Here is a 24,134-nt window from a genome sequence, read left to right on the forward strand (position 1 = left end):
GTGGACTCCGACCGGGAGGACGTGACGGCCGGCGGCGGTCAGAGCGGCCGCTCGTAGCGGAGCTGGGGGACCGTCACCGGGCCGAAGTGCTCGTCGCGCGCGGCGCCGGTGGCGATCCACCCGCCGCGCTCGTAGAAGCGGCGGGCGTGGTGGTTGTCCCGCAGCACCCAGAGCACCGCCCGGGCCTGGTCGCGCGACCGCATGGCGTCCAGCGCGTCGACCATCAGCTCCCGGCCCGTGCCCCGGCCACGCTCGGCCGGGTCGAGGTGGATGGCGTTGAGCAGCCCGGTCGCCGGATCGCCCTCGTCGTCCGGGCCGAGGTAGCTGAAGCCGACCAGCCGGCCGTCGCGCTCGGCCACGGTCATCCGGTGGTCGTCGCGCTCCCAACGGAAGCGTTCGACCCAGTACCGGCCCATCGCCTCGGGCGTCGGGTCGGCCAGCGCCTCCGGCGGCAGGAACGAGGAGTACGCGGCCACCCGGGACCGCTGATGCAGCGCCCCGACCCCCATCAGGTCGTCGACGGTGGCGGGGCGCAGCGTGACGGTCATCCGGCCGAGGCTACCCGGCGGGGCGGGACCTGCACGGTGGCCAGGTCCTCGGCGATCACCAGGTCCCCGGCGAAGTGCTCCCGGGCCTCGTCGGCGAAGCGGAGCGGGTCGGCGTACCGCTGGGAGAAGTGGGTGAGCACCAGCCGGCGTACCCCGGACTCGGCCGCCACCCGCGCGGCCTGGGCCGCGGTCAGGTGGCCGACCTCGGCGGCCAGGGCGGCCTCCGACTCCAGGAAGGTCGACTCGATGACCAGGAGGTCGGCGTGTTCGGCGAGCGCGTACACCTCGTCGCAGAGGCCGGTGTCCATCACGAAGGCGAACCGCTGGCCCGTTCGGGTCACGCTCACCTCGTCTCGGGTGACGCGGCGTCCGTCCAGGTCGAGGTGGCCGACGCGGAGCAGTTCCCCGACCGCCGGCCCCGCGATGCCGTACGCGGACAGCCGCTCCGGCAGCATCCGGCACCCGTCCGGCTCCACCAGCCGGTAGCCGTACGTCTCGATCGGGTGCCGCAGCCGGCGGGCCTCCAGCGTGCCCACCCCGAGGGTGATCCGCTGCCCGTCCGCCTCGATCGGCTCGACGCGCAGCTCGGCGGTCTCGTGGAAGCTCGACGCGTGCCGCAGCCGGGCGAAGTAGTCGGCGCCGCCGGCCGGGAAGTGCACCGCCACCGGGTGCGGGACCCGGTCCAGGGAGAGCCGCTGGATCACTCCGGGCAGGCCGAGGCAGTGGTCGCCGTGGAAGTGGGTGACGCAGATCCGGGTCAGGTCGGTGGCGGTGACCCCGGTGTGCAGCAGCTGCCGTTGGCTGCCCTCGCCCGGGTCGAAGAGGATCACCTCGTCGTCCCAGCGCAGCACGTACCCGTTGTGGTTGCGCTGCCGGGTGGGGGCCTGGCTGGCCGTCCCGAGCACCACCAGCTCGCGCATCGACACGAAGTCTTCCCCCCCCCCGGATGTGAAGCGACCCCCGGGGCTTCCGCGCTCGCGCGCGGGCCGGCTGGACTGGGCCGGCACCCCGGGGGTCGGGTGGCTGTCGTGGTTTCGCCGCACCGCTGCCACACGGTCTCGACGATGGTGCCTGTGCCCGCCTCGCGGCGGACGGATTTCACTGTCGAGGACAGCGGCTAGCGGACAGCCACCTCACGAGTCCGATTGCTATACAAGTCTGGACCACCTCCTTTCCCGTGTACGGCCACGCTATCGACTCCCCGGCGGCCCCGGCAACGGATTTCGATCACAGGCCCGGCCGGGAAGGTCCGGCGGACGCCCGCAGCGCCCGGCCGGCGAGGTCGCGCAGGTGGCGGCGGAGTTCGGGCGGCTCGTGCACCTCGACCTCACAGCCCAGCGTGGTGAGCCGGAACGCGAGCCAGTCCAGGGTGTCGACGTGCGAGACGAGCCGGCAGGTCCGCTCGTCGACCGCCGTCAGCTCACCGTCGCCGACCCGGCCCCGTACCTCGTCGACCGGGGCGTGCAGGGTGGCCACCGCCCGGTACGTGGGCGCGAGCGCGTACAACTTCTCGTGCACGTACGCGGCGGCGTCGGCGGCCGGCAGGTCCCGGGGTACGACGCGGACTCCGGTGGCCGCGGCGTCGGCGAGCCGGTCCACCCGGTAGATCCGCCAGTCGTCGCGGTCGTTGTCGTACCCGACCAGGTACCAGCGGTGCCCGGCGGCGACCAGCCGGTACGGGTCCACGTGCCGGCGGCTCTCGGTGCCGTCGTGACTCCGGTAGCCGAACCGGACCCGCTGCCGGCCGGTGATCGCGGCGGCGAGCGTGGTGAGCACGTCGGGGTCGACGGGATCGGGTGCGCCGAACGGCGCCATCGGCACGGTGGCCGCGGTGAGGTTGCGGACCCGGTATCGCAGCCGGGACGGCAGCACCTGGTCGAGCTTGGTCAGCGCCCGCAGCGCGGCCTCCTCGATCCCGGTCACCGCCTGCCGGGCGGCGGTCCGCAGGCCGACCGCAACGGCCACCGCCTCCTCGTCGTCGAGCAGCAGCGGTGGCAGGGCGGCCCCGGCGACCAGCCGGTAGCCGCCGGTCACGCCGAGGCTGGCTTCGACCGGGTAGCCGAGGTCGCGCAGCCGGTCGACGTCCCGGCGGATGGTGCGAGGACTGACGGCCAGGCGCTCGGCCAGTTCGCTGCCGGGCCACTCGCGCGGGGTCTGGAGCAGCGAGAGCAGTCGGAGGAGTCGACCCGGGGTGTCCGTCACGATTTCCAGCATGCCAGGGAACGAGGACGGGAACTGACCTAGATCCCCGTTACCGTCCCCGCCATGACCGACGAGATCAGGAACTTCCGCATCGACATCCCCGAGGCCGACCTGGCGGACCTGCACCGCCGGCTGGACGCCACCCGGTGGCCGCGCCAGCTCCCCGGCCAGGACTGGCAGCGCGGCGTGCCGGTCGACCACCTGCGCGAGTTGGCCGGGCACTGGCGCACCGGGTACGACTGGCGGGCACAGGAGGCGCGGCTGAACGCGTTCCCGCAGTTCGTCACCGAGATCGACGGCCTCGACGTGCACTTCCTGCACGTCCGCTCGCCGGAGCCGGACGCGCTGCCGCTGCTGCTCACCCACGGCTGGCCGAACTCGTTCGTCGAGTTCACCGAGCTGATCGGCCCGCTCACCGATCCGCGCGCCCACGGTGGCGGCCCCGGGCCGGCGTTCCACGTGGTGGTGCCCTCGGTGCCGGGTTTCGGGTTCTCCGCCGGGCCGGCGGAGGCCGGCTTCTCGGTGGCCCGGGTCGGGCGGATGTTCGCCGAGCTGATGCGCCGGCTCGGGTACGACCGGTACGGCGTCCAGGGCGGCGATCTCGGGGCGTACGTCGCACCGGAGGTGGCCCGGGCCGCGCCGGAGCGGGTGGTCGGGGCGTACGTCACCGGCGGGCTCGGCATGCCCACCGAGGCGGACCTGCCGGAGCTGACCGAACCCGAGCTGGCGTTCTACCACCAGATGCGGGAGTGGGCCGGCGTCGGGGTGGACCACCACGGCCTGCTGCGGGCCGCCCCGCAGACGTTCAGCTACGCGTGGCAGGACTCCCCGGTCGGGCTGCTGGCCTGGATGATCCACAAGTTCAAGGAGTTCACCTGGACGGTGGACGTCCCGGAGAAGGCGATCGACCGCGATCTGCTGCTGACCAACGTGAACCTCTGGTGGTTCACCGGCACCTCCGGCTCGTCGTCCTGGTTCATGTACGACAACACCGCGTTCGCCTGGCCTCGCGGGCAGGACCTGGTCCCGACCGGCGTGTACTCCGGCGCGCCAGGCATCCGTCGGCTCGCCGAGCGGCACAACCGGATCACGCACTGGCCGGAGGGGAACCCGGGCAGCCACTTCGTGGCGATGGACGAGCCGTACGCCTTCGCCGCCGACCTGCGCGCCTTCTTCGCCCAGGTCCGGTGAAGGCGGGTCGCGTGGGCATGGGCCGAGCCGCGGGTCAGGCCTGGTCGGTGACGCCGATCGGGCCCTCGCGGGGGCCCTCCCCGGACGCCGGCTGCACCGCCAGCGACGGGAAGTCGGCCAGGTCGCCCTCCGGCTCGGCGTCCCACTCGGGGAAGACCAGGTCGCTCTGCAGGTAGAGGCAGAGCAGTTGGGTGAGGTGGCGCAGCCCGTCCAGGTGGGTGCGTTCGTGGCCGTGGGTGGCGTCCACGCCGAAGCCGAGCAGCGCCACCCGGGCGTGCGCGCCGGCCTCGACCGCCGCCGCCACGTCGGAGCGGTAGTGGTCGAAGACGTCCCGGACCAGGTCGACGCCGTGCGCGCGGGCGATCGAGGCGAGGTTGCGGGTCAGGTGGTAGTCGAACGGGCCCACCCCGTCGCCCATGGCCAGGGTGGCCGCGTCCTCCCGGGACTGCTGGCCGGGGGCGACCACCGCCGCATCGACCGAGACGATCTCGGCGACGTCCGGGTCGAGGCCGTGGCTGGCACCGTGGCCGATCTCCTCGGTGACGGTGACCAGCAGGTGCGCGGTGACCGCCGGGGTGACCCCGGCGTCGACCATCGCCTTGAACGCGGTGAGCACGGCGGCCACGCCGGCCTTGTCGTCCAGGTGCCGCGACTTGACGTACCCGCTCGGGGTGATCGTCGGGTTGGGCAGGAACGCCACGAAGTCGCCCGCGTCGATGCCGAGCGCGCGGAGGCCGGCGACGTCGGTGACCGGCTCGTCGAGCCGTACCTCGACGTGCTCCCAGCCGACGCCCTGGAGGTCGACGTCGTCGTTGTAGCGGTGCCCGCTGGCCTTCAGCGGCAGCACCTGGCCGGTGATCACCCGCTCCAGGTCGTCGGTGAAGACCCGGACGTGGGCGCCCTCGGCGAACCGGGCGCTGTGCGTACCGATCGTCTTCAGCTCCAGCCGGCCGTTCTCCTTGAGCCGCTTCACCATGCCGCCGATGGTGTCGGTGTGCACCACGATCGCCCGGTCCGCGCCGGTCTCGCGGGGGCCGGGCAGGCAGGCGCTCAGCGCCCCGCGCCGGGTCAGCGTGGAGGAGATGCCCAGCGCGGAGAGCCGCTCGCCGACGTACTGCTGCACGTGGTCGGTACGCCCCGACGGGCTGGGGATCTCCAGCAGTTCCAGCAGCACCTGGCGCAGGTGGTCCAGGTCGATCTCCAGCGGCTCCGGGCTCACGCGGCACCTCCCGGGCCGGCCGGGGTCCAGAGCCGCTGCGGGGCCCGGGTGCCGGGGAAGAGCAGGTCGACGAAGCGCTCGGCGGTCGGCTGCGGCTCGTGGTTGGCCAGCCCGGGCCGCTCGTTGGCCTCGATGAAGACGTGTTCCGGCCGGTCCGGCGCGGGGACCAGCAGGTCCAGCCCGGTCACCGGGATGTCCAGTGCCCGGCTCGCCGCCACGCAGGCCTCGGCGGTCGCCGGGTGCAGCTCGGCGGTCACGTCGTGGATGGTGCCGCCGGTGTGCAGGTTGGCGGTCCGGCGGACCGCCAGCACCTCGCCCCCGGGCAGCACGTCGTCCATCCGGTGCCCGGCCTCCGCCACCACCTCGCGGGTCATGTCGTCGATCGGGATGCGGGACTCGCCCCCGGTGGCTGCGGCCCGCCGGCGGCTCTGCCGTTCGATCAGCGCGGTGACGTCGTGCACCCCGTCGCCGGTCACCTGGGCCGGCCGGCGGACGGCGGCGGCCACCACCTCGTGGTCGATGACGATCACCCGCAGGTCCTCGCCGTCGCGCAGCTCCTCGATCAGCACGTCGGGGCAGAACCGCCGGGCCAGCTCGACCGCCGCGGTCAGCGCCTCGGCGGTGCGGACGCCGACGGTGATGCCGTTGCCCTGCTCGCCCCGCGCCGGCTTCACCACCAGCGGGCCGACGTCGGCCAGGAAGGCGAGGTCGTCCGGCCCGCCGGTGGCGGTCCGGCCGCGCGGCACCGACAGGCCGACCTCGGTGAGGATCCGCCGGGTGACCCGCTTGTCGTCACACCGGCCCAGCGCCACCGCCGAGGTCAGCTCGGACAGCGACTCCCGGGTGTGGATGGTCCGGCCGCCGCTGGTCAGCCGCAGCTCGCCCCAGTGCGGGTCGGTGACCTCCACCCGGATGCCGCGGCGCATCGCCTCGTCGGCGACGATCTTCGCGTACGGGTTGAGGTCGTCGTACCCGGGAGGGGTGGCGGGCAGGAAGAGCCGCTCGTTGATCGGGTTCTTCCGCTTCACGCAGAGCGTGGCGGTGCGGTAGAAGCCCAGCCGCTCGTAGAGCCGGACCGCACCGGAGTTCTCGGCGAGCACGGACAGGTCGACGAAGGCCCGGCCCCGCTCGTCCAGCCGGTCGGCCAGCCCGGTCAGCAGGGCCTGGCCGGTGCCGGGCGGGGCGGTGTTGAAGTCGACGGTCAGGCACCAGAGGCTGGCGCCGTTCTCCGGGTCGTCGAAGACCGCCACGTGGTCCACCCCGGTGATGGTGCCGACGATCTCGCCGGCGGCCGCCTCGGCGACCAGATGCAGGAAGCGGTCGGTGCCGGCGTTGTCGACCAGCACGTCGACCGGGGCGGTGACCATGCCGTTGCGGGCGTAGATCCGGTTGACCGCGTCCGCGTCGTCGGCGTCGCGCAGCGGCCGGATCACCAGGCCCGGGATCTCCCCGTCGCCGTCGGTGGCGGCCGGACGCCGCTCGCCGAGCGGCAGCCGGTAGGTCAGCGACGGGTCGATGAACAGCTCGTCCGGGAGCCGGGACACCAGCACGTGCGGGTCGCGCAGGTAGATGCAGATGTCGCGGGCACCGGCCGCCTCGGAGCGCAGCACGTCCGCCACCGCGGCCTGCTGGGTGAAGGTCTGGCCGAAGACCAGCCGCCCCCAGCCGCAGTCCAGCACCACGCCCGCGCCGTCGGTGCTCTGGTTGCGGAGCTCCGGTGTGCCGGGCGCGACCGGATCGCCGCCGGGGCCGATCCGTTCCCGGCGCCGGCCCGACGTCCGCTCCCGCTCGGTGGTCGCCACCGTCTCGGTCATGGTCAGTCGATCCCGTGGCTCTGGAGCCACATTTCCAGGAGTCCCAGCTGCCACAGCTTGTTTCCGTTCAACGGGGTCAGTTCGGCGTTCGGGTCGGCGAGCAGCGCGTCGACGTAGTCGGCGCGGAACAGGTGGCGGCGGCGGGCGGCGGGAGCCCAGAGCGCGTCGCGTACCCGGTCGAGGAGCTTGCCCTCCAGGTGGGTGAGGCCCGGCACCGGGAAGTAGCCCTTGGGCCGGTCGATGACCTCGTGCGGCAGGACCCGGCGGCCGATCTCCTTGAGCACGCCCTTGCCGCCCTGGGCGAGCTTCAGCTCGGGTGGGCAGCTCGCGGCCAGTTCCACGAACTCGTGGTCGAGGAACGGCACCCGGGCCTCCAGCCCGTGCGCCATGGTCATGTTGTCCACCCGCTTCACCGGGTCGTCGGTCAGCATGATCTGGGTGTCGATCCGCAGGCCGGCGTCGACGGCGGTCTCCGCGCCCGGCCGGGTCAGGTGCGCGGCCACGAACTCCCGCGCCGGGTCGCCGTCGGCGAGCCAGGCCGGGTCGACGACGCGGGCCAGGCCGGCCGCGTCGCGGTCGAAGAACGCCTTCGCGTACGCCCCGAGCGCCTGTTCCCGGTCGACCCCGGCCAGCGGCGGGTACCAGTGGTAGCCACCGAGGATCTCGTCGGCGCCCTGCCCGGACTGGACCACCTTGACGTGCCGCGACACCTCCTGGCTCAGCAGGTGGAAGGCGACGCAGTCGTGGCTGACCATCGGCTCGCTCATCGCCGCGACGGCCGCCTCCAGCGGCGGCACCAGGTCGCCGGCGGCCACCTTGAGCTGGTGGTGGTCGGTCTCGAAGGTCTTCGCGACCAGGTCGGAGTAGACGAACTCGTCGCCCTCCCGGCCGCCGACGGAGTCGAAGCCGATGGAGAAGGTGGACAGGCCCGACTGCCCCTCGCCGGCCAGCAGCGCGACCACCAGGCTGGAGTCCAGGCCGCCGGAGAGCAGCACGCCGACCGGCACGTCGGCGACCATCCGGCGGCGCACGGCGGTGGTCAGCGACTCCAGCAGGGCGTCCTGCCAGTCCCGCTCGGACCAGTCGGCCCGCTCCGGGGCGCGGGTGAAGGCGGGGTCCCAGTAGACCCGCTCGTGGGTACGGCCGTCCGGCTCGTAGACCCGGACGGTGGCCGGGGGCAGCTTGGTGACGCCCCGCAGGATGGTCCGCGGCGGCGGCACGATGCTGTGGAAGCTGAGGTAGTGGGCGAGCGCCACCGGGTCGATGGCGGTGTCGACGCCGCCGCCGGCCAGCAGCGCCGGCAGGGTGCTGGCGAAGCGCACCGTCCCGGGCGTCTCGGCCAGGTAGAGCGGCTTGATGCCGAGCCGGTCCCGGGCCAGCACCAGCCGGCCGGTGTCCCGTTCGGTGATCGCCACGGCGAACATGCCGATCAGGTGGTCGACGAAGTCGAGCCCCCACTCGGCGTACGCCTTGACGACGACCTCGCTGTCACCGGAGGAGAAGAAGCGGTGTCCCTTGGCCTGCAACTCCTCGCGCAGCTCACGGTAGTTGTAGACGCACCCGTTGAAGACGCCGGTGAGCCCCGAGCCGGGGTCGACCAAGGGCTGCCCGCTCGCCGCCGACAGGTCGATGATCTTGAGGCGCCGGTGGCCGAGGGCGATCGGCCCCTGGGACCAGACCCCGCTGTCGTCCGGGCCCCGGTCGCTCATCGTGGCCGCCATGCGCTCCACCGCCGCGACGTCGGCCCGCGAGCCGTCACGGCGGAACTCCCCAGCCAGTCCGCACATGGCAGGCCATGCTGCCAGATGACCTTGCGATCCGCCTTTTGAGCTGATGACGAATGAATGATGTCGTGCTATATTCCGCGCCCGCGCCGATTCCTTGCTGTGGCGGTTGCGGAACGTCACCCCGGGGGTCGGCCTCTGCGTCCGTGCTGCCGCTCTGGCCGGATTCGCCGGGCCGGCTCCTGTGACGTATGTCCCAGTAGCGGAACGACTGCCAGGCCCCGCGAAAATCCGCAGGGCCTGGCAGTCGTTCCGGGCGTCAGACGGCCTCAGCCGGCGGTACGGGCCACGCCGACCGGGCAGCTCAGCCCGTTGGGGCCGTGGTTGCAGTACCCGTTCGGGTTCTTCGTCGGGGCGAGGTACTGCTGGTGATAGTCCTCGGCGAAGTAGTAGTCACCGAGCGGCGCGATCTCCGTGGTGATCTCGCCCTTGCCCGCCCGCGCCACGATCGGCGCGAACGCGTCCCGGGACGACTGCGCGGTGACCATCTGCTCGTCGGTGGTGGTGTAGATCGCCGAGCGGTACTGGGTGCCCACGTCGTTGCCCTGGCGCATGCCCTGGGTCGGGTCGTGGTTCTCCCAGAAGACCTTGAGCAGGTCCGCATAGCTGATCTTGGTGGGGTCGTAGACCACCTGGACCACCTCGGCGTGCCCGGTCATCCCCGAGCAGACCTCCTCGTACGTCGGGTTCGGCGTGCTGCCGCCCGCGTAGCCGGCGGAGGTGGTGATCACCCCGGGCAGGGTCCAGAACAGCCGCTCGGCGCCCCAGAAACAGCCCATGCCGAAGACGGCGACCTGGGAACCCGCCGGGAACGGGCCCTTCAACGTCGACGCGAGCACCTCGTGCCGGTCACCGATCGGCATCGCGATCGAACGACCCGGCAGGGCCTGGCCGGGGGTGGGCAGTTCGGCCTTCATACGGCGAAGGAACACGGTGGGACTCCTCTCGTACCTCTCCCCGCGTGCAACGCCGCCGGGCTCCGGTTCCTTACCCGTCCCTCGCGTACTCAGGCACCGGTGGGCGCGAGGGCGGCGGCGATCCGCCGGGCGTGCTCCTCGGCCTCGGCGTCGTCCGCGTAGCGGGTGCGCGGCCAGAAGAAGCCGCGCAGGCCGTCACCCTTCGTCCGGGGCACCACGTGGGTGTGCAGGTGCGCGACGGACTGGGACACCTTGTTGTTCATCGCCACGAACGTCCCACCGGCCCCCAGAGCGGACTCCACCGCGACGGCGAGCCGCTGGACCAGGCCGAAGTAGCCGGGCAGGTCCGCCGCCGGCAGGTCGGGCAGGGTGACCAGGTGGGTGCGGGGCACCACCAGCACGTGCCCCTTGAAGACCGGCCGGGTGTCCAGGAAGGCCACCCCGTCCGGCTCGTCGGCCACCCGGAACGCCGGCACCTCGCCCGCCACGATCCCGCAGAACACGCACCCGCTCATCGGGCCAGGTTAGGTGCTGCGCGGGCGGGCCGCCGGCCGCCGGGCGGCCGTTCCCGGTCATGGCGATTCGAGGTAGCCGTCCCACTCGCTCTCGGCGATGCCCGTCGGCCCAGTCTCCCCGCTGGCCAGGCGGGCCCTGATGTCGGTCTCCCAGCCCGACGCCCACGCGCGTAACGCGTAGATCTCCTCGTCGGTGAGCCCGTAGGACGCGAAGGTCTGGTCATCCAGCTCATCGACGGCGCCCAGCCGGTCGGCCAGTTCCTCCAGGGAGAAGCCGACCGTGTGCCGCGCGCCCAGCGCCTCCAACTCGGGCCGGCTCAGCCGTTCGTTGGCGGCGTGGATGTCGATGTAGTCGCGGTGAGCCGCCCGGTCGTGCAGCGCTCTGACCTTGAGGCCGATCGCGTCGTCGAAGGCGAGGACCGGGCCGATGCTCAGAGCCGCCGGAGGGCCGATCGCCTCCTTCAACAGGTCCACCTCGCACGCCGTCGTCTCGCCCGATACCAGCAGCCGGGCCATCCGGTTGCCTGCCTCGACGACACGGCAGCGGAAACCGGCCGCGACGTAGGCCTCCGCAAGGCGAGCTGCCACCGCCTGTAGCGGTAGGACCGTTGCGGTCGCGAAGTCGATATCCCTGGACGGTCGGCTGAGCAGGTTGTGCGCTGACAACGCGTAACCGCCCGCGAGCACCAGGCCAAGATCGTCGCCGGCCGAGAAGCCGACATGCAGCAGTTGCTGATGCACCTCGTCCATGATCAGGCGGCCAGCTCAGGTAGGCGCCGCTCCCAGAGGGCGATGAGGCGACGAGCGGTGAGCCGCCGGATGCGCGGCCAGTCCCGGCGCAACAGTGCCGCATTGACGTATCGGATGATGTCCTCGCGTTGGCCGCAGTCCATCAGCGTCCGGTACAGCGTCAGCCGCTCGCGGGGATCGGCCACGTCGAATTCGCTCAGGCCCGACCAGGCGAGCCGTACCGGCAGACTGACCCGGCCGTGCTCAGGCCCGTTGAGCAGCGCGAGGGAGGCCGGGATGCGATCGGCCGCGCCGATCAGGCGGGAAGGCAGCGTCACGGACGAGGTCACCGAGCCAGTATGGCCCACCCGTCCGACAGGCCGCCGCTGTGACGACCGCCGGGTTCCGCCCGGGGCGGCACACCGGCGGACTAACGTCTCGGGAATGAGTCACGGCTTCGAGACGCTCGCCATCCACGCCGGCCAGGACCCCGAGGCCCGCACCGGCGCGGTGATCCCACCGATCTACCAGACCAGCACCTACGCCCAGGACGCCGTCGGCGCGCCCCGGCACGGCTACGAGTACAGCCGCTCCGGCAACCCCACCCGGGACGCGCTCCAGGAGTGCCTCGCCGCCCTGGAGGGCGGCCCGGTGGCGCTCGCCTTCGCCAGCGGCCTGGCCGCCGAGGACACCCTGCTGCGCACCGTCTGCAAGCCGGGTGACCACGTGGTGATCCCGGACGACGCGTACGGCGGCACCTACCGCCTCTTCGCCCGGGTCGCCGAGCGCTGGGGGCTGGACTACACCCCGGCCAGGGTCTCCGACACCGATGCCGTCCGGGCCGCCATGCGCGCCACCACGAAGATCGTCTGGGTGGAGACGCCGACCAACCCGCTGCTCGGCATCGCCGACATCGCCACCCTGGCCGCCGTCGCGCACGACGCCGGGGCGCTGCTGGTGGTCGACAACACCTTCGCCTCGCCGTACCTGCAGCAGCCGATCGCGCACGGCGCCGACGTGGTGGTCCACTCGACCACGAAGTACATCGGCGGGCACTCCGACGTGGTCGGTGGCGCGCTGATCGCCGCCGACGCCGGCCTCGGCGACGAGCTGCGCTACCACCAGAACGCGATGGGCGCGATCAACGGGCCCTTCGACGCCTGGCTCACCCTGCGCGGGATCAAGACCCTCGGGGTACGGATGGACCGGCACTGCGACAACGCCGAGCGGATCGCCGCGTACCTGGACGGGCACGCCAAGGTCGGTCAGGTCAGCTACCCGGGTCTGCCCTCGCACCCCGGTCACGAGGTGGCCGCGAAGCAGATGCGCCGGTTCGGCGGCATGATCTCCTTCCGCGCCTCGGGCGGTGAGGAGCACGCCGTGGAGATCTGCAACCGGGCCAAGCTCTTCGTGCTCGCCGAGTCGCTCGGCGGCGTGGAGTCCCTGATCGAGCACCCGGGCCGGATGACACACGCAAGTGCTGCCGGCTCGCCGCTTGAAGTTCCCGGCGATCTCGTGCGACTGTCTGTCGGCATCGAGACGGTCGACGACCTGCTCGCCGATCTGGAGCAGGCGCTGGGCTGACCGCTGGCTGGGGAGGGTGGCCGTGCAGGACATCATGCCGACCTGGGTGGGGGCGACCGCCAAGCAGATCGCCCGGGGCGTACGCCGGGGCGACGTTTCGGCCACCCAGGTCGTCGCCGATCACCTGGACCACATCGACCGGGTCGACGCCGACCTTGCCGCGTTCCGCACGGTACGCGGCGGGGAGGCGATCACCGAGGCGGAGAAGGTCGACGAGCAGGAGGACCTGGCCAACCTCCCGCTGGCCGGGGTGCCGGTGGCGGTCAAGGAGAACACCGCCGTCGCCGGCCTGCCCACCTGGAACGGCTCGGCGGCGGTGCGTACCGGCGTCGCGGAGGCCGACCACGAGGTGGTCCGGCGGCTGCGTGGCGCCGGCGCGGTGATCCTCGGGGTGACCCGGATGCCGGAGCTCGGCCTCTGGGCGCTCACCGACGACGAGTCCGCGGTCACCCGCAACCCGTGGGACACCCGGCGCACCCCCGGCGGCTCCTCCGGCGGATCCGCCGCCGCGGTGGCCGCCGGGCTGGTGCCGATCGCGCACGGCAACGACGGCCTCGGCTCGATCCGCATCCCGGCGGCCTGCTGCGGCCTGGTCGGGCTCAAGCCCGGCCGGGGCGTGGTCCCCGCCCAGCTCGGCGTGGAGGACTGGTTCGGCCTCACCGAGCACGGCATGCTCACCACCACGGTCGCGGACGCCGCGGTCGGCTTCCAGGTGCTCGCCGGCCGCCGCGCCGACAAGCTGGTCCCGCCGCCGCGGCTGCGGGTCGGCGTCTCGCTCCGCTCCCCGGTGCGCGGCGTCTCGCCGGACGCCCCCAACCGGGACGCGGTGGCCGCCGCCGGCCGGCTGCTCGCCGCCGCCGGCCACGACACCGTCCCCGCCGACCCGGTCTACCCGACCGCGCTCGGCCTCCAGGGCATCGCGACGTGGTTCGCCGCGGCCGCCGCCGACGTGCGCGCCGCCGGGATCCACCGGCGTGACCTCCAGCGGCGCAGCCGCCGGCACGTCGCGCTCGGCGAGTGGGCGCAGCGGCGGGGGTACGTCCGGGAGGCCGACCGGGCCGCCTGGCGGGAACGCTCGATCGGCTTCTTCGCCGACCACTCGGTCGACCTGCTGCTCACCCCGGCGCTGGCCGGCCCGCCGCCGGAGGCCGCCGCCTGGTCCGGCCGGTCCTGGGTGGCCAACATGAAGGCCAACATCCGGTACGCCCCGTACGCCGCACCCTGGAACATCGCCGGCCTGCCGTCCATCGTGGTGCCGGTCGGCCGGCGCCCGGACGGCCTACCCGTCGCCGCGCAGTTGATCGGCCCGCCCGGCTCGGAGCTGCTGCTGCTCGGGGTCGCCGGGCAGTTCGAGATGGAGGCGCCGTGGTCCCGGCACGCCCCCGGCTATCCCCGGGTCGGAACGGGGTCACCGGCCGTCGCATGATCGTCTAGCGTGTGCGCGCACCTCCCGCCGCACCCCCTGGACGGTCACCCATGCGCTGCCAGACCTGCGGGGACGCCACGTCCCCGAGCTTCAACGAGTGCCAGAACTGCCACACCCCCCTGGGGCAGCCTGCCGTCACGCCCGGGCTGGAGACCTTCGCGGTGCGCGGCATCGGCCTGGCCGCCTCGATCGCGGTCGGTGCGACCGCCGCGTTCTACCTGCTGGCCGCGCTCTCCCCGGTGTACGGGAGAGTGCTGGCCGAGCACGCCGCGGACGACCGCGACGCCGACGTGCTGCTCGGCGCCGCGGTGCTCGAGGGGTTGCTGGCCCTGCCCTTCGCGGCGGCCTACCTGACCGCCGGCATCCTGGTGATCATCTGGACCTGGCGGGCGCGGAAGAACACCGACGCCTTCCCGGGCGCGCTGCCCTCGCTCGGCGCGGGCTGGGCGATCGCCGGCTGGCTGGTGCCGTTCGCCAATTTCGTGGTGCCCGCCCGGGTGGTCGCCAACATCGCCCGGGACAGCCTCCGGCGACGGGGAACCGGCGCCCTGGTCGCCGTCTGGTGGACGGCGTGGCTGGTCTTCAGCCTCGGTGAGCGGCTGGTCAGCCTGAAGGACGAGATGGAGTACGCCGAACTGCCCGAGGACCCGGTCGGCGACGCCGAGTTCCAGGCGTTCGTCGACTACTACCAGGGCGCGCTCGGCCGGCACGCGATCCCGGCCATCGCCTGCGTGGTGGCCGCGGTGTCGTTCATCGTGCTGATCCGGCGGATCTCCGCCGCCCAGCAGGACCGGATCGCCCGCGCCACCCCGGCCTGGCCGGTCACTCCCGGGATGACGATGGCAGCGGGCACGCCCGTGGTGCCCGCCTACCCGCAGCCGCAGCCGGTGACCGCACCCTCGCCGCAGGTGGTGGCCGATCCGACGGTGGCGTCGCCGGAGGTCCCCCCGGTGCCGGGTGGCACGATCGGGGCATGACGGAACTGGTCGGTCTCGCCGACGTACGGGCCGCGCGGGAACTGCTCGCCGGCGTCACCCGCACCACCCCGCTGGAGCCCTTCCGGCCGCTGAGCGCCGCGCTCGGCGGCCCAACGTGGCTGAAATGTGAGAACGTGCAGCGCGCCGGGTCGTACAAGGTGCGCGGCGCGTACGTGCGGATCTCCCGGCTGTCGGCGGAGGAGCGGGCCCGCGGCGTGGTCGCCGCCAGCGCCGGCAACCACGCCCAGGGCGTCGCGCTCGCCGCCGGCCTGGTGGGCGCCCACGCCACCGTCTTCATGCCGGTGAACGCGCCGCTACCGAAGGTGGCCGCCACCAAGGGGTACGGCGCGCAGATCGAACTGGTCGGCAACACCGTCGACGAGTCGCTGGTGGCGGCGCAGACCTACGCCGAGCGGACCGGCGCGGTGCTGATCCACCCGTTCGACCACCCCGATGTCATCGCCGGTCAGGGCACGGTGGCGCTGGAGATCCTCGAACAGTGCCCCGACGTGAAGACGATCATCACCGGGGTCGGCGGCGGTGGTTTGATCTCCGGCATGGCGGTGGCGGCCAAGGCGCTGCGCCCCGACGTACGGGTGATCGGGGTGCAGGCGGCCAGCGCGGCCGCCTTCCCGCCCTCGCTGGCCGCTGGCGAGCCGGTACGCCTGCCGTCCTTCGCCACCATCGCCGACGGGATCGCGGTCGGCCGGCCGGGCGAGATCACCTTCAGCCACGTCCGCAAGCTGGTCGACGAGATCGTCACGGTCTCCGAGGAGGACATCTCCCGGGCGCTGCTGATGCTGCTGGAGCGCGGCAAGCAGGTGGTCGAGCCGGCCGGCGCGGTGGGCGTGGCGGCGCTGCTGGCCGGGGTCGTCGAGGTGGAGGCGCCGGTGGTCGCGGTGCTCTCCGGCGGCAACATCGACCCGCTGCTGATGCTGCGGGTGATCGAACACGGCCTGGCCGCCGCCGGGCGCTACCTGCGGGTCACGGTGCGCTGCTCGGACCGGCCCGGTCAGCTCGCCTCGCTGCTCACCGAGATCGCCGAGCACCGGGCCAACGTGGTCGACGTGGAGCACCAGCGGGCCAACCCGCACCTGCGCCTCGGCGAGGTCGAGGTGGCACTGTCGGTGGAGACCCGCGGCGTCGAGCACTCCGACACGCTGATCAGCGCCCTGCGGGCCAGCGGCTACCAGGTGGTGTTCGCGGCCGAGGCGTGACACCGGCGCCGGTGTCACGCCTCGGGCGTACGCGATCGGGAACCGCCGGGTCGCGCGGACCCGGCGGGGCCGGACTCAGCCGGAGAACGGCTCGAAACTGACCACCGTCACCTTGATGTCGGCGCCGCTCGGCGCCGTGTAGGTGCAGGTCTGGCCGGGGCGACCGCCCAGGATCGCCTTGCCGAGCGCCGACTCGGGGCTGTAGACCGTCAGGTCGGTGGTGGCGGCGATCTCCCGCGAGCCGAGCAGGAAGGTCTCGGTGTCGTCCTGGTCGTCGTCGAAGTAGATCGTCACGACCATGCCGGGCGCCACCGAGTCGGCGGTCGGCGCCTCGCCGACCTTGGCGGTGCGCAGCAGCTCCTTGAGGTAGAGGATGCGCCCCTCGGCCTTGCCCTGCTCCTCGCGGGCGGCGTGGTAGCCACCGTTCTCTCGCAGGTCGCCTTCCTCGCGCCGGGCGTTGATCTCGGCGGCGATGACCGGCCGGTTGGCGATGTGCTCGTCGAGCTCTGCCTTCAGGCGGTCGTACGCGTCCTGGGACAGCCAGGTGGCGGGCGCCTCGTTGTCATTGGTGGACACAGGCGTACTCCTCGGTCGTGCGGAAAACTGGCTGACAGGTGAGTTACCAAGTTACCAGTGCGGCACACCCGCGGGGTGCCGCCGATCACCGCCGGTGCCGGTACCCGAACCGGTCGTACCGGGCGGCCGGGCCGGTCAGCGGGGGTCAGCCGGCGGGCCGGCAGCGGATCACCTCGCCGATGAAGGGCCGGGCGGTGGTGGCGATCCGGTGCTGGACGGCGGCGTGCCGCTCGCCGGGCGCCGCGCTGACCGCGACCTCGTCCCGGCCCACCTCGGCGCCGTCGTGGGAGCGGGCCCGCAGCACGCACACCGCCGAGCCGCCCTCGGGCAGGGTGACCCGGAAGTCGACGCTCACCCCGGAGTCGGTGATGTCCGTGTAGGTGATCACCTGGGCGTCGTACGCCGGGTCGCCGTACCGGGCGTAGAGCTGCGCCGCGACCAGGCCCAACCCGGCGACCAGGGCGGCCACCAGCACCCGGACCAGCAGCGGTCGACGGCGGCCCGGCTCCCGGCGGCGGCCGTACCGGCCGAGTGGGAACACCGGCGCGCCCGGGGTGAATGTGGTGTGCGTCTCGGTCACCGGCGGGTATCTCCTGGCGTCGTTGTCGGGGGCATCGGCAAGAATGGGGGAGTTCCATGCTCCCAGCCCGTCCTGTCGTCAAGGATGACAGGTCGGCACCGGCAGGGTCCGGCACGGGGGAGGATTCCGGCAGGTCAGCCGGGTGGCCCGGGTGGGTCGCCGGTGGGCACAGACGAGGAGCGCCCAAGTTGGCAGAGCAGCTGCGTCTCATGGCGGTGCACGCGCACCCCGACGACGAGTCGAGCAAGGGCGCCGCGACCATGGCGAAGTACGTCGCCGAGGGCGTGGACGTCCTGGTCGTGACGTGTACCGGTGGGGAGCGCGGCAGCGTGCTCAACCCGAAGATGGACCGGCCGGAGGTCTGGGCCGACATCGGCGAGATCCGCCGTGCCGAGATGGATGCCGCCCGGGCGATCCTCGGCGTCGAGCAGGCCTGGCTCGGCTTCGTCGACTCGGGGCTGCCCGAGGGTGACCCGCTGCCGCCGCTGCCCGAGGGCTGCTTCGCCCTGGCGGACGTCGAGGTCGCCGCGGGCCCGCTGGTGCGGCTGATGCGTGAGTTCCGTCCGCACGTCGTCACCACGTACGACGAGGAGGGCGGCTACCCGCACCCCGACCACATCATGACCCACAAGGTGACCGTCGCCGCCTTCGAGGCGGCCGGCGACCCGGAGCGCTACCCGGAGCTCGGTGAGCCCTGGCAGCCGCTGAAGCTCTACTACGACATCGGCTTCTCCAAGGGCAAGATCACCGCTTTGCACGAGGGCATGCTCGCCGCCGGCCTCCCCTCCCCGTACGAGGAGTGGCTCAAGCGCTGGGACGACCGCCCCGACAAAGGCCCGCGGATCACCACCCGGGTGGAGTGCGCCGACTACTTCCCCGTCCGCGACGACGCGCTGCGCGCCCACGCCACCCAGATCGACCCGGACGGCTTCTGGTTCCACGTGCCGATGGAGCTGCAGCGGCGCGCCTGGCCCACGGAGGATTTCGAGCTGGTCCGCTCGCTGGTCGACAGCCCGCTGCCCGAGTCGGACCTCTTCGCCGGGGTGCGCGAGACGGCCCCTGTCCGCTGACCGGGCGGCGGGCTACCCTGAAACCCCACCGCACATCGGAGAAACACCATGCTGACCGCTGCCCAGGTGCTCGCGGAGAACAACTTCGGTGACACCCGCACGGGTGGCCTGGCCGGGCCGATGGGCCTGTTCCTCATCCTGCTCCTGGCCACCGCCACCATCCTGCTGATCCGCAACATGAACTCCCGGCTGCGTCGGCTGCCCGACCGGTTCCCCACCCAGGGACAGGCGGCCGACCGGGGCCACGCCGACGCGTCGGCCGTCGATCCGGCGGACGGGACCTCGGCGCAGGAATCACGCACGGACACCCCCAACAGCCACCAGCAGCACCGGAACGGGTAGTCGGGGCGTGATTCACGCCGATCCGGGTCGTCAGCCCCTGTTGCGGCCACCCGGATTGGCTTAGCCTTCCGCCGGGGGCACCGAAAGTCCCTGAGCCGTGCGCGGGAGGGGGCGCCATGACCGTCGCAGCAGCGTCCGTCCCGGGCACTCCACGTGTGCCGGCGGACGGAGCGGGCCGGTGACGTCCGGCAGGGCCGTCGACCAACTCGACCGGTCCGAGACGCGCGGCACGCCGCCACCGGTGCTCCTGCTGGTCGCCGCCGTCACGCTCACCGCCCTGACGGCGGTCCTGATCGGCCTGAACGTCCCCGCCGTGCTGCCGCCGGACGACCCCCTTCCCGCGCCGGCCCGGTTCGGCATCGCGCTGGCCGCGTTCGCCGTCGCCCAACTGGCCCGGCTGCGGTTCCGCACCGCCACCGGCATGGTCAGCATCACCTGGGGTGAGGCCGCCCTGATCGTCTGCCTCTACCTCGTGCCGGCCGGGTGGCTGCCGGCCGCGGCGCTGCTCGGCTCCGGCCTGGCCTGGGCGGGGATGTCCCTGGCCGTCGACCGCCGGCCCCCGCTCGAGGTGCTCCGGATCGCGGCCTCGCTGACCGCCGCCACCGCGCTGGCCGTGGCGGTCGCCACCGCGCTCGGTGCGCCGCTGCTGGCGGCGCCCACCCCCGGGCTGGCGCTCGCCCTGATCGCCGGCTCGGTGACCTACCTGCTCGCCACCGCCTGCCTCGGCGGCGCCACCCTGGCGCTGCGGCACGGCGTCGCCATCGGCCCGCCGGTGCTCGCCGCGCTCCGCGGCAAGCTGCTGATGTTCGTCGGCAACGTGGCGGTCGGCCTGGTCGTGGTCGCCCTGCTGGAGATCGACGCCCGCTGGCTGCTGCTGCTCCCGCCCCCGCTCTGGCTGCTCCAGCAGACCTACCGGCACCGGCTCCGGGCCGACCAGGAACGGCGGGACTGGCGGGCGTTCGCGGAGGCGACCGCCGCGCTCAACCAGCTCGACGAGCGCGGGGTGGCCACCGCCGCGGTGTCCGGCGCGTTGACCCTCTTCGGCGCCGAACTGGTCGACGTCGACGTGTCCCGGGGCGACGGCCGCTGGCGCCGGTACCGGGGGGACGCCTCCGGCCGGGTGCGCGACCGCGAGATCGGCCCGCCCGCCCGGCCGGCCACCGCTGAGCACGAGCTGGCCCGCCCGCTGGCGGTCGGCGACGTCGAGGTCGGCGAGCTGCGGGTCCGCTTTCCCGCCTCGGCGCCGCCGAGCCCCCGCGAGCGGGACGCCGTGGCGGCCTTCTCGGACGCCCTCGCCGCCGCGCTGCACGACGCGGCCACCCACCGGGAGCTGCGGCTGGTCAGCGCACGGTCGTCGTACGAGGCGGTGCACGACGCGCTGACCGGGCTGGTGAACCGGACGGCCATGCTCAGCAAGGGCGACCAGACGCTGCGGCAGCTCGCCCACGACCACCCGGTGGCGCTGCTGCTGCTGGACATCAACCAGTTCAAAGAGGTCAACGACACCCTCGGGCACGCCGCCGGCGACCAGCTGCTGCGGCTCACCGCCAACCGGCTCGGCATCCTCGCCCGGCCCGGCGACCTGCTGGGGCGCCTCGGCGGGGACGAGTTCGCGCTGCTGCTGACGTCGGTCCCGGTGGTCGGCGACCGGTCCGCCCCGATGGCGTACGCGCTGCGCCAGGCCCGGGAGATCGCCGAGCGGCTGGCCGCGCCGACCGAGGTGGCCGGGGTGCGGATGTCCGTCGAGGTCTCGGTGGGGGTGGTGGTGACCGGGGCGGGCAGCGCCGACCTGACCGAGCTGCTGCGCCGGGCCGACATCGCCATGTACCAGGCCAAGGAGGGCGGCGGCAGCGTCGCCGCGTACGACAGCTCCCGCGACGCCGCGAGCACCGACCAGCTGGCGCTGCTGGCGGAGCTGCGGGAGGCGCTGCAGGCCGACGACCAGCTGGTGCTGGCCCTGCAACCGGCGGTCGACCTGGCCACCGGCGCCCCGACCGGGGTGGAGGCGCTGATCCGCTGGCGGCACCCGCGCCGCGGCTGGCTCGGCCCGGTCGACTTCATCCGCCCGGTGGAGAACAGCGAGCAGCTCGGCGCCTTCACCCGGTACGTGCTGGACAAGGCGCTCGCGGTGGCGGCCGACTGGGGCCGGGATGGGCTGGACGTGCCGATCTCGGTGAACCTCTCGGCCCGTAGCCTGCTCGACCCCCGCCTGCCGGCCGAGATCGCCGACGCGCTGCGCCGCCACCAGGTGCCGCCGCAGCGGCTGGTCCTGGAGATCACCGAGACGGTGGTGATGAGCGAGCTGGAGGTGATCGACGAGGTGCTGGCCACGGTGCGCGCGATGGGCGTCCAGCTCGCCGTCGACGACTTCGGGACCGGCTTCTCGTCGCTGACCTTCCTGACCCGGATCGCGGTGGACGAGCTGAAGGTGGACCGTTCGTTCGTCCTCCGGATGGCCGAGTCGCCGGAGGCCGCCGCGATCGTCCGGACCACCGTCGGGCTCGCCCACGAGCTGGGGCTGCGGGTGGTCGCGGAGGGTGTGGAGACCGCCGAGCAGCGGCTCGCCCTGGCCGAGCTGGGCTGTACCGCCGCCCAGGGCTACCACTTCTTCAAGCCGATGCCCGCCGACAAGATCGGGGCGGTGCTCGGGTCGCTGCGCGACTCGGCCGAGTCGAACGTCTTCCCGCTGCGCGCCGACGGCGCCTCCTGACCCCACCGGGTCCGACCGCTGTGCGGCCGGCGACGATCGTCAGCATGCACGGATGTAAATACATGAACGTGAGCGGCGGAAGGCCCCGCGATGCCGTCGGTCCGGCCGGCGGGGGTTCGCCCGGCTGGATATGGTCGTCGGGTGAACCGACTCGCCGACGCGACCTCGCCGTACCTGCTCCAGCACGCGGAAAACCCGGTCGACTGGTGGCCCTGGTGCGCGGAGGCCTTCGCCGAGGCGAAGCGGCGGGACGTGCCGGTGCTGATCTCGGTCGGCTACGCGGCCTGCCACTGGTGTCACGTGATGGCGCACGAGTCGTTCGAGAACGAGCAGGTCGGCGCGCTGGTCAACGACGATTTCGTGGCGATCAAGGTGGATCGGGAGGAGCGGCCGGACGTCGACGCGGTCTACATGACCGCCACCCAGGCGATGACCGGGCAGGGCGGCTGGCCGATGACGGTTTTCGCCACCGGAGACGGCACCCCGTTCTTCTGCGGCACCTACTTCCCCCGGGCGAACTTCGTCCGCCTGCTCCAGTCGGTCGCCACCGCCTGGCGCGACCAGCGCGAGGCGGTGCTGCGCCAGGGGGCCGCCGTGGTCGAGGCGATCGGCGGCGCCCAGGCCGTCGGCGGGCCGACCGCCCCGCTCACCGCCGAGCTGCTCGACTCCGCCGCCGACCAGCTCGCCCGGGAGTACGACGCGGCGAACGGCGGCTTCGGCGGGGCGCCGAAGTTCCCGCCGCACATGAACCTGCTCTTCCTGCTGCGGCACCACCAGCGCACCGGCTCGCCGCAGAGCCTGGAGATCGCCCGGCACACCGCCGAGGCGATGGCCCGGGGCGGCATCCACGACCAGCTCGCCGGCGGCTTCGCCCGGTACTCGGTGGACGGTCACTGGACCGTGCCGCACTTCGAGAAGATGCTCTACGACAACGCGCTGCTGCTGCGCTGCTACGCCGAGCTCTGGCGGCTCACCGGCGACCGGATGGCCCGCCGGGTGGCCCGGGACACCGCCCGGTTCCTCGCCGACGAGCTGCACCGCCCCGGTGAGGGCTTCGCCTCCGCGCTGGACGCGGACACCGAGGGCGTCGAGGGCCTCACCTACGCCTGGACGCCGGACCAGCTGGTGGAGGCGTTGGGCGAGGAGGACGGCCGCTGGGCCGCCGACCTGTTCGCCGTCACCGAGGCGGGCACCTTTGAGCACGGTACGAGCGTGCTCAGGCTGGCCCGGGACGTCGACGACGCCGACCCGGAGATCCGGGCCCGGTGGCAGGAAGTCGTCGGCCGGCTGCTGGCCGCCCGCGACACTCGCCCCCAGCCCGCCCGCGACGACAAGGTGGTGGCGGCCTGGAACGGACTGGCGATCACCGCCATCGCCGAGTTCCTCCGCGTCGCCGCCCTGTACGCCTCGCCCGACGACGAGGACGCCAACCTGATGGAGGGCGTCACCATCGTCGCCGACGGCGCGATGCGGGACGCCGCCGAGCACCTGGCCACCGTGCACGTCGTGGACGGGCGGCTGCGCCGGGCGTCGCGCGACAAGGTGGTCGGCGAGCCGGCCGGCGTGCTGGAGGACTACGGCTGCGTGGCCGAGGCGTTCTGCGCCCTGCACCAGCTCACCGGGGAGGGGCGCTGGCTGCACCTGGCCGGTGGGCTGCTGGACACCGCCCTGGCCCGGTTCGCCGCCCCGGACGGCGGCTTCTACGACACCGCCGACGACGCCGAGCGGCTGATCACCCGGCCGGCCGACCCGACCGACAACGCCACCCCGTCGGGGCGGTCGGCGATCGTGGCGGCCCTGGTGGCGTACGCCGCGCTGACCGGCGAGAGTCGCTACCGGGAGGCGGCCGAGGCGGCGCTGGCCACCGTCGCGCCGATCGTCGGGCGGCACGCCCGGTTCACCGGCTACGCGGCGACGGTGGGGGAGGCGCTGCTCTCCGGGCCGTACGAGATCGCGGTGGCCACCGACGACCCGGCGGGTGATCCGCTGGTGGCGGCCGCGGTGCGGCACGCCCCGCCCGGCGCGGTGGTGGTGGCCGGCCGGCCGGACCAGCCTGGGGTGCCACTGCTCGCGGACCGGCCGCTGGTCGACGGGCGGCCCACCGCGTACGTCTGTCGGGGTTTCGTCTGCCAGCGGCCGGTGACCTCGGTCGACGAGCTGGTCGCCCAGCTCAGCTGAGGTCCGGCGCCGCGCCGAGCTGACCCGGCAGGGCGTCGAACCACTCCAGCACCGCCCGCTCGTACGCCAGCCCGAAGCGCAGCGTCGCCACCGAGTACGGGTCGACCGTGTCCGACTCCGCCGGCAGTGCGGCCGCGACCTGCTCGTAGCCGGCCAGCCGGGCGGCATGGGCGGCCCGGTGCGTGGCCAGGAACTCCGCCAGCCGTCCCGGGGGCAGGTGCCGCCCGAAGAGCACGGTCAGCAGCAGGGGGAACCGGATGCTCTCCTCGGCCGGCGGCCTGGCGGCCCACTCGGCGAACGCGGCCCGGCCGGCGTCGGTGATCTCGTACGGCTGCCGGTCGCGGCGCCCGCGCTCCCCGGCGCGGATCAGCCCGGCGGCGGCCATCGCGGTCAGCTCCCGGTAGACCTGGCTCTGGGTGAGCGACCAGAACGCGCCGATCCGCTGCTGGGCGTACTCGACCAGGTCCCAGCCGGTCATCGGGCCGTCGTGCAGGAAGCCCAGCAGGGAGGCGGCGGTGGCGTTCAGTGGCCGGTCCGGCATCGAGGTCTGCTCCT

The 24,134-nt window shown here is 73.5% G+C and carries 22 protein-coding genes; 9 read left to right on the plus strand and 13 right to left on the minus strand.

Annotation, left to right across the window (positions count from 1 at the left end):
• Window positions 1-38 precede the first annotated feature (38 nt).
• From AB0I41_RS01905 to AB0I41_RS01915, 3 genes are all read right to left on the minus strand, one after another.
• Window positions 39-548, minus strand: coding sequence for a GNAT family N-acetyltransferase (locus AB0I41_RS01905; protein WP_357100754.1), 510 nt, complete (start codon window positions 546-548; stop codon window positions 39-41).
• Window positions 545-1,474: a ribonuclease Z gene (locus tag AB0I41_RS01910; RefSeq protein ID WP_357100756.1), complete on the minus strand. Its 930-nt coding sequence runs from the start codon at window positions 1,472-1,474 to the stop codon at window positions 545-547. The genes AB0I41_RS01905 and AB0I41_RS01910 overlap by 4 nt, the downstream gene beginning before the upstream one ends.
• A 301-nt stretch (window positions 1,475-1,775) precedes the next feature.
• A complete protein-coding gene (locus AB0I41_RS01915) occupies window positions 1,776-2,750 on the minus strand; it encodes a YafY family protein (RefSeq protein ID WP_357100759.1) in 975 nt (324 codons plus the stop codon).
• A 63-nt stretch (window positions 2,751-2,813) separates the two neighbouring features.
• Here AB0I41_RS01915 and AB0I41_RS01920 point away from each other — a divergent pair, with 63 nt between their 5' ends.
• Window positions 2,814-3,941, plus strand: a complete 1,128-nt coding sequence (locus AB0I41_RS01920; RefSeq protein ID WP_357100762.1) for an epoxide hydrolase — start codon at window positions 2,814-2,816, stop codon at window positions 3,939-3,941.
• Between the two features lie 34 nt (window positions 3,942-3,975).
• Here AB0I41_RS01920 and AB0I41_RS01925 read toward each other — a convergent pair whose 3' ends face one another.
• The 7 genes from AB0I41_RS01925 to AB0I41_RS01955 form a co-directional block, all read right to left on the minus strand.
• Window positions 3,976-5,160 (minus strand): osmoprotectant NAGGN system M42 family peptidase, encoded by a 1,185-nt coding sequence (locus AB0I41_RS01925; RefSeq protein ID WP_357100765.1) that lies wholly within the window; start codon window positions 5,158-5,160, stop codon window positions 3,976-3,978.
• Window positions 5,157-6,974 (minus strand): N-acetylglutaminylglutamine synthetase, encoded by a 1,818-nt coding sequence (gene ngg / locus AB0I41_RS01930; RefSeq protein ID WP_357100768.1) that lies wholly within the window; start codon window positions 6,972-6,974, stop codon window positions 5,157-5,159. The genes AB0I41_RS01925 and ngg overlap by 4 nt, the downstream gene beginning before the upstream one ends.
• 2 nt (window positions 6,975-6,976) lie before the next feature.
• A complete protein-coding gene (locus tag AB0I41_RS01935) occupies window positions 6,977-8,761 on the minus strand; it encodes an N-acetylglutaminylglutamine amidotransferase (RefSeq protein ID WP_357100771.1) in 1,785 nt (594 codons plus the stop codon).
• A gap of 266 nt (window positions 8,762-9,027) precedes the next feature.
• Entirely contained in the window at window positions 9,028-9,690 is a 663-nt protein-coding gene (msrA, locus tag AB0I41_RS01940; protein WP_357100774.1) for a peptide-methionine (S)-S-oxide reductase MsrA, read from the minus strand.
• A gap of 74 nt (window positions 9,691-9,764) precedes the next feature.
• Window positions 9,765-10,190: an HIT family protein gene (locus AB0I41_RS01945; protein WP_357100777.1), complete on the minus strand. Its 426-nt coding sequence runs from the start codon at window positions 10,188-10,190 to the stop codon at window positions 9,765-9,767.
• 57 nt (window positions 10,191-10,247) lie between these two features.
• Complete coding sequence (locus AB0I41_RS01950; RefSeq protein ID WP_357100780.1) at window positions 10,248-10,940, minus strand: nucleotidyl transferase AbiEii/AbiGii toxin family protein; 693 nt, start codon at window positions 10,938-10,940, stop codon at window positions 10,248-10,250.
• A gap of 2 nt (window positions 10,941-10,942) precedes the next feature.
• Window positions 10,943-11,269, minus strand: coding sequence for a hypothetical protein (locus tag AB0I41_RS01955; protein ID WP_357100783.1), 327 nt, complete (start codon window positions 11,267-11,269; stop codon window positions 10,943-10,945).
• Between the two features lie 94 nt (window positions 11,270-11,363).
• On the opposite strand from AB0I41_RS01955, the gene AB0I41_RS01960 reads away from it, so the two are divergent.
• From AB0I41_RS01960 to ilvA, 4 genes are read left to right on the plus strand one after another with little or no spacing between them, the layout of a single operon-like run.
• Entirely contained in the window at window positions 11,364-12,503 is a 1,140-nt protein-coding gene (locus tag AB0I41_RS01960) for a cystathionine gamma-synthase (protein WP_357100786.1), read from the plus strand.
• Window positions 12,504-12,519: 16 nt separating this feature from the next.
• Window positions 12,520-13,929: an amidase family protein gene (locus tag AB0I41_RS01965; protein ID WP_357100789.1), complete on the plus strand. Its 1,410-nt coding sequence runs from the start codon at window positions 12,520-12,522 to the stop codon at window positions 13,927-13,929.
• 50 nt (window positions 13,930-13,979) lie between these two features.
• Window positions 13,980-14,906: a DUF4328 domain-containing protein gene (locus tag AB0I41_RS01970; protein WP_357100792.1), complete on the plus strand. Its 927-nt coding sequence runs from the start codon at window positions 13,980-13,982 to the stop codon at window positions 14,904-14,906.
• Window positions 14,903-16,123, plus strand: a complete 1,221-nt coding sequence (gene ilvA / locus AB0I41_RS01975; RefSeq protein ID WP_357100795.1) for a threonine ammonia-lyase — start codon at window positions 14,903-14,905, stop codon at window positions 16,121-16,123. The genes AB0I41_RS01970 and ilvA overlap by 4 nt, the downstream gene beginning before the upstream one ends.
• Window positions 16,124-16,198: 75 nt before the next feature.
• Here ilvA and greA read toward each other — a convergent pair whose 3' ends face one another.
• On the minus strand, window positions 16,199-16,699 hold the full coding sequence (gene greA, locus AB0I41_RS01980; protein ID WP_357100798.1) for a transcription elongation factor GreA: 501 nt from the start codon (window positions 16,697-16,699) through the stop codon (window positions 16,199-16,201).
• A gap of 145 nt (window positions 16,700-16,844) precedes the next feature.
• A complete protein-coding gene (locus AB0I41_RS01985) occupies window positions 16,845-17,279 on the minus strand; it encodes a DUF4307 domain-containing protein (RefSeq protein ID WP_357100801.1) in 435 nt (144 codons plus the stop codon).
• 188 nt (window positions 17,280-17,467) lie between these two features.
• Here AB0I41_RS01985 and mca point away from each other — a divergent pair, with 188 nt between their 5' ends.
• The 4 genes from mca (at window position 17,468) to AB0I41_RS02005 (ending at window position 23,579) form a co-directional block, all read left to right on the plus strand.
• Window positions 17,468-18,349, plus strand: a complete 882-nt coding sequence (mca, locus tag AB0I41_RS01990) for a mycothiol conjugate amidase Mca (protein ID WP_357100804.1) — start codon at window positions 17,468-17,470, stop codon at window positions 18,347-18,349.
• Between the two features lie 48 nt (window positions 18,350-18,397).
• Window positions 18,398-18,691, plus strand: coding sequence for a hypothetical protein (locus tag AB0I41_RS01995; protein WP_357100807.1), 294 nt, complete (start codon window positions 18,398-18,400; stop codon window positions 18,689-18,691).
• 247 nt (window positions 18,692-18,938) lie between these two features.
• Complete coding sequence (locus tag AB0I41_RS02000) at window positions 18,939-21,401, plus strand: bifunctional diguanylate cyclase/phosphodiesterase (RefSeq protein WP_357101203.1); 2,463 nt, start codon at window positions 18,939-18,941, stop codon at window positions 21,399-21,401.
• A gap of 141 nt (window positions 21,402-21,542) precedes the next feature.
• Window positions 21,543-23,579, plus strand: coding sequence for a thioredoxin domain-containing protein (locus tag AB0I41_RS02005; protein ID WP_357100810.1), 2,037 nt, complete (start codon window positions 21,543-21,545; stop codon window positions 23,577-23,579).
• Here AB0I41_RS02005 and AB0I41_RS02010 read toward each other — a convergent pair.
• Window positions 23,572-24,120 carry a PadR family transcriptional regulator gene (locus tag AB0I41_RS02010; protein ID WP_357100812.1) on the minus strand — a complete coding sequence of 183 codons (549 nt, stop codon included), beginning with the start codon at window positions 24,118-24,120 and terminating at the stop codon, window positions 23,572-23,574. The genes AB0I41_RS02005 and AB0I41_RS02010 overlap by 8 nt on opposite strands.
• Window positions 24,121-24,134 lie beyond the last annotated feature (14 nt).

Origin of the sequence: Micromonospora sp. NPDC050200 (assembly GCF_040656135.1) — a bacterium.
GTDB lineage: Bacteria > Actinomycetota > Actinomycetes > Mycobacteriales > Micromonosporaceae > Micromonospora.

Excerpts from the sequence above, each read along its gene's own strand:
- AB0I41_RS01905 (WP_357100754.1), bottom strand. The coding sequence starts at position 548 with ATGACCGTCACGCTGCGCCCCGCCACCGTCGACGACCTGATGGGGGTC.
- AB0I41_RS01920 (WP_357100762.1), top strand. The coding sequence starts at position 2,814 with ATGACCGACGAGATCAGGAACTTCCGCATCGACATCCCCGAGGCCGAC.
- ngg (WP_357100768.1), bottom strand. The coding sequence starts at position 6,974 with ATGACCGAGACGGTGGCGACCACCGAGCGGGAGCGGACGTCGGGCCGG.
- AB0I41_RS01935 (WP_357100771.1), bottom strand. The coding sequence starts at position 8,761 with ATGTGCGGACTGGCTGGGGAGTTCCGCCGTGACGGCTCGCGGGCCGAC.
- AB0I41_RS01945 (WP_357100777.1), bottom strand. The coding sequence starts at position 10,190 with ATGAGCGGGTGCGTGTTCTGCGGGATCGTGGCGGGCGAGGTGCCGGCG.
- AB0I41_RS01950 (WP_357100780.1), bottom strand. The coding sequence starts at position 10,940 with ATGGACGAGGTGCATCAGCAACTGCTGCATGTCGGCTTCTCGGCCGGC.
- AB0I41_RS01960 (WP_357100786.1), top strand. The coding sequence starts at position 11,364 with ATGAGTCACGGCTTCGAGACGCTCGCCATCCACGCCGGCCAGGACCCC.
- AB0I41_RS01970 (WP_357100792.1), top strand. The coding sequence starts at position 13,980 with ATGCGCTGCCAGACCTGCGGGGACGCCACGTCCCCGAGCTTCAACGAG.
- ilvA (WP_357100795.1), top strand. The coding sequence starts at position 14,903 with ATGACGGAACTGGTCGGTCTCGCCGACGTACGGGCCGCGCGGGAACTG.
- AB0I41_RS01995 (WP_357100807.1), top strand. The coding sequence starts at position 18,398 with ATGCTGACCGCTGCCCAGGTGCTCGCGGAGAACAACTTCGGTGACACC.
- AB0I41_RS02010 (WP_357100812.1), bottom strand. The coding sequence starts at position 24,120 with ATGCCGGACCGGCCACTGAACGCCACCGCCGCCTCCCTGCTGGGCTTC.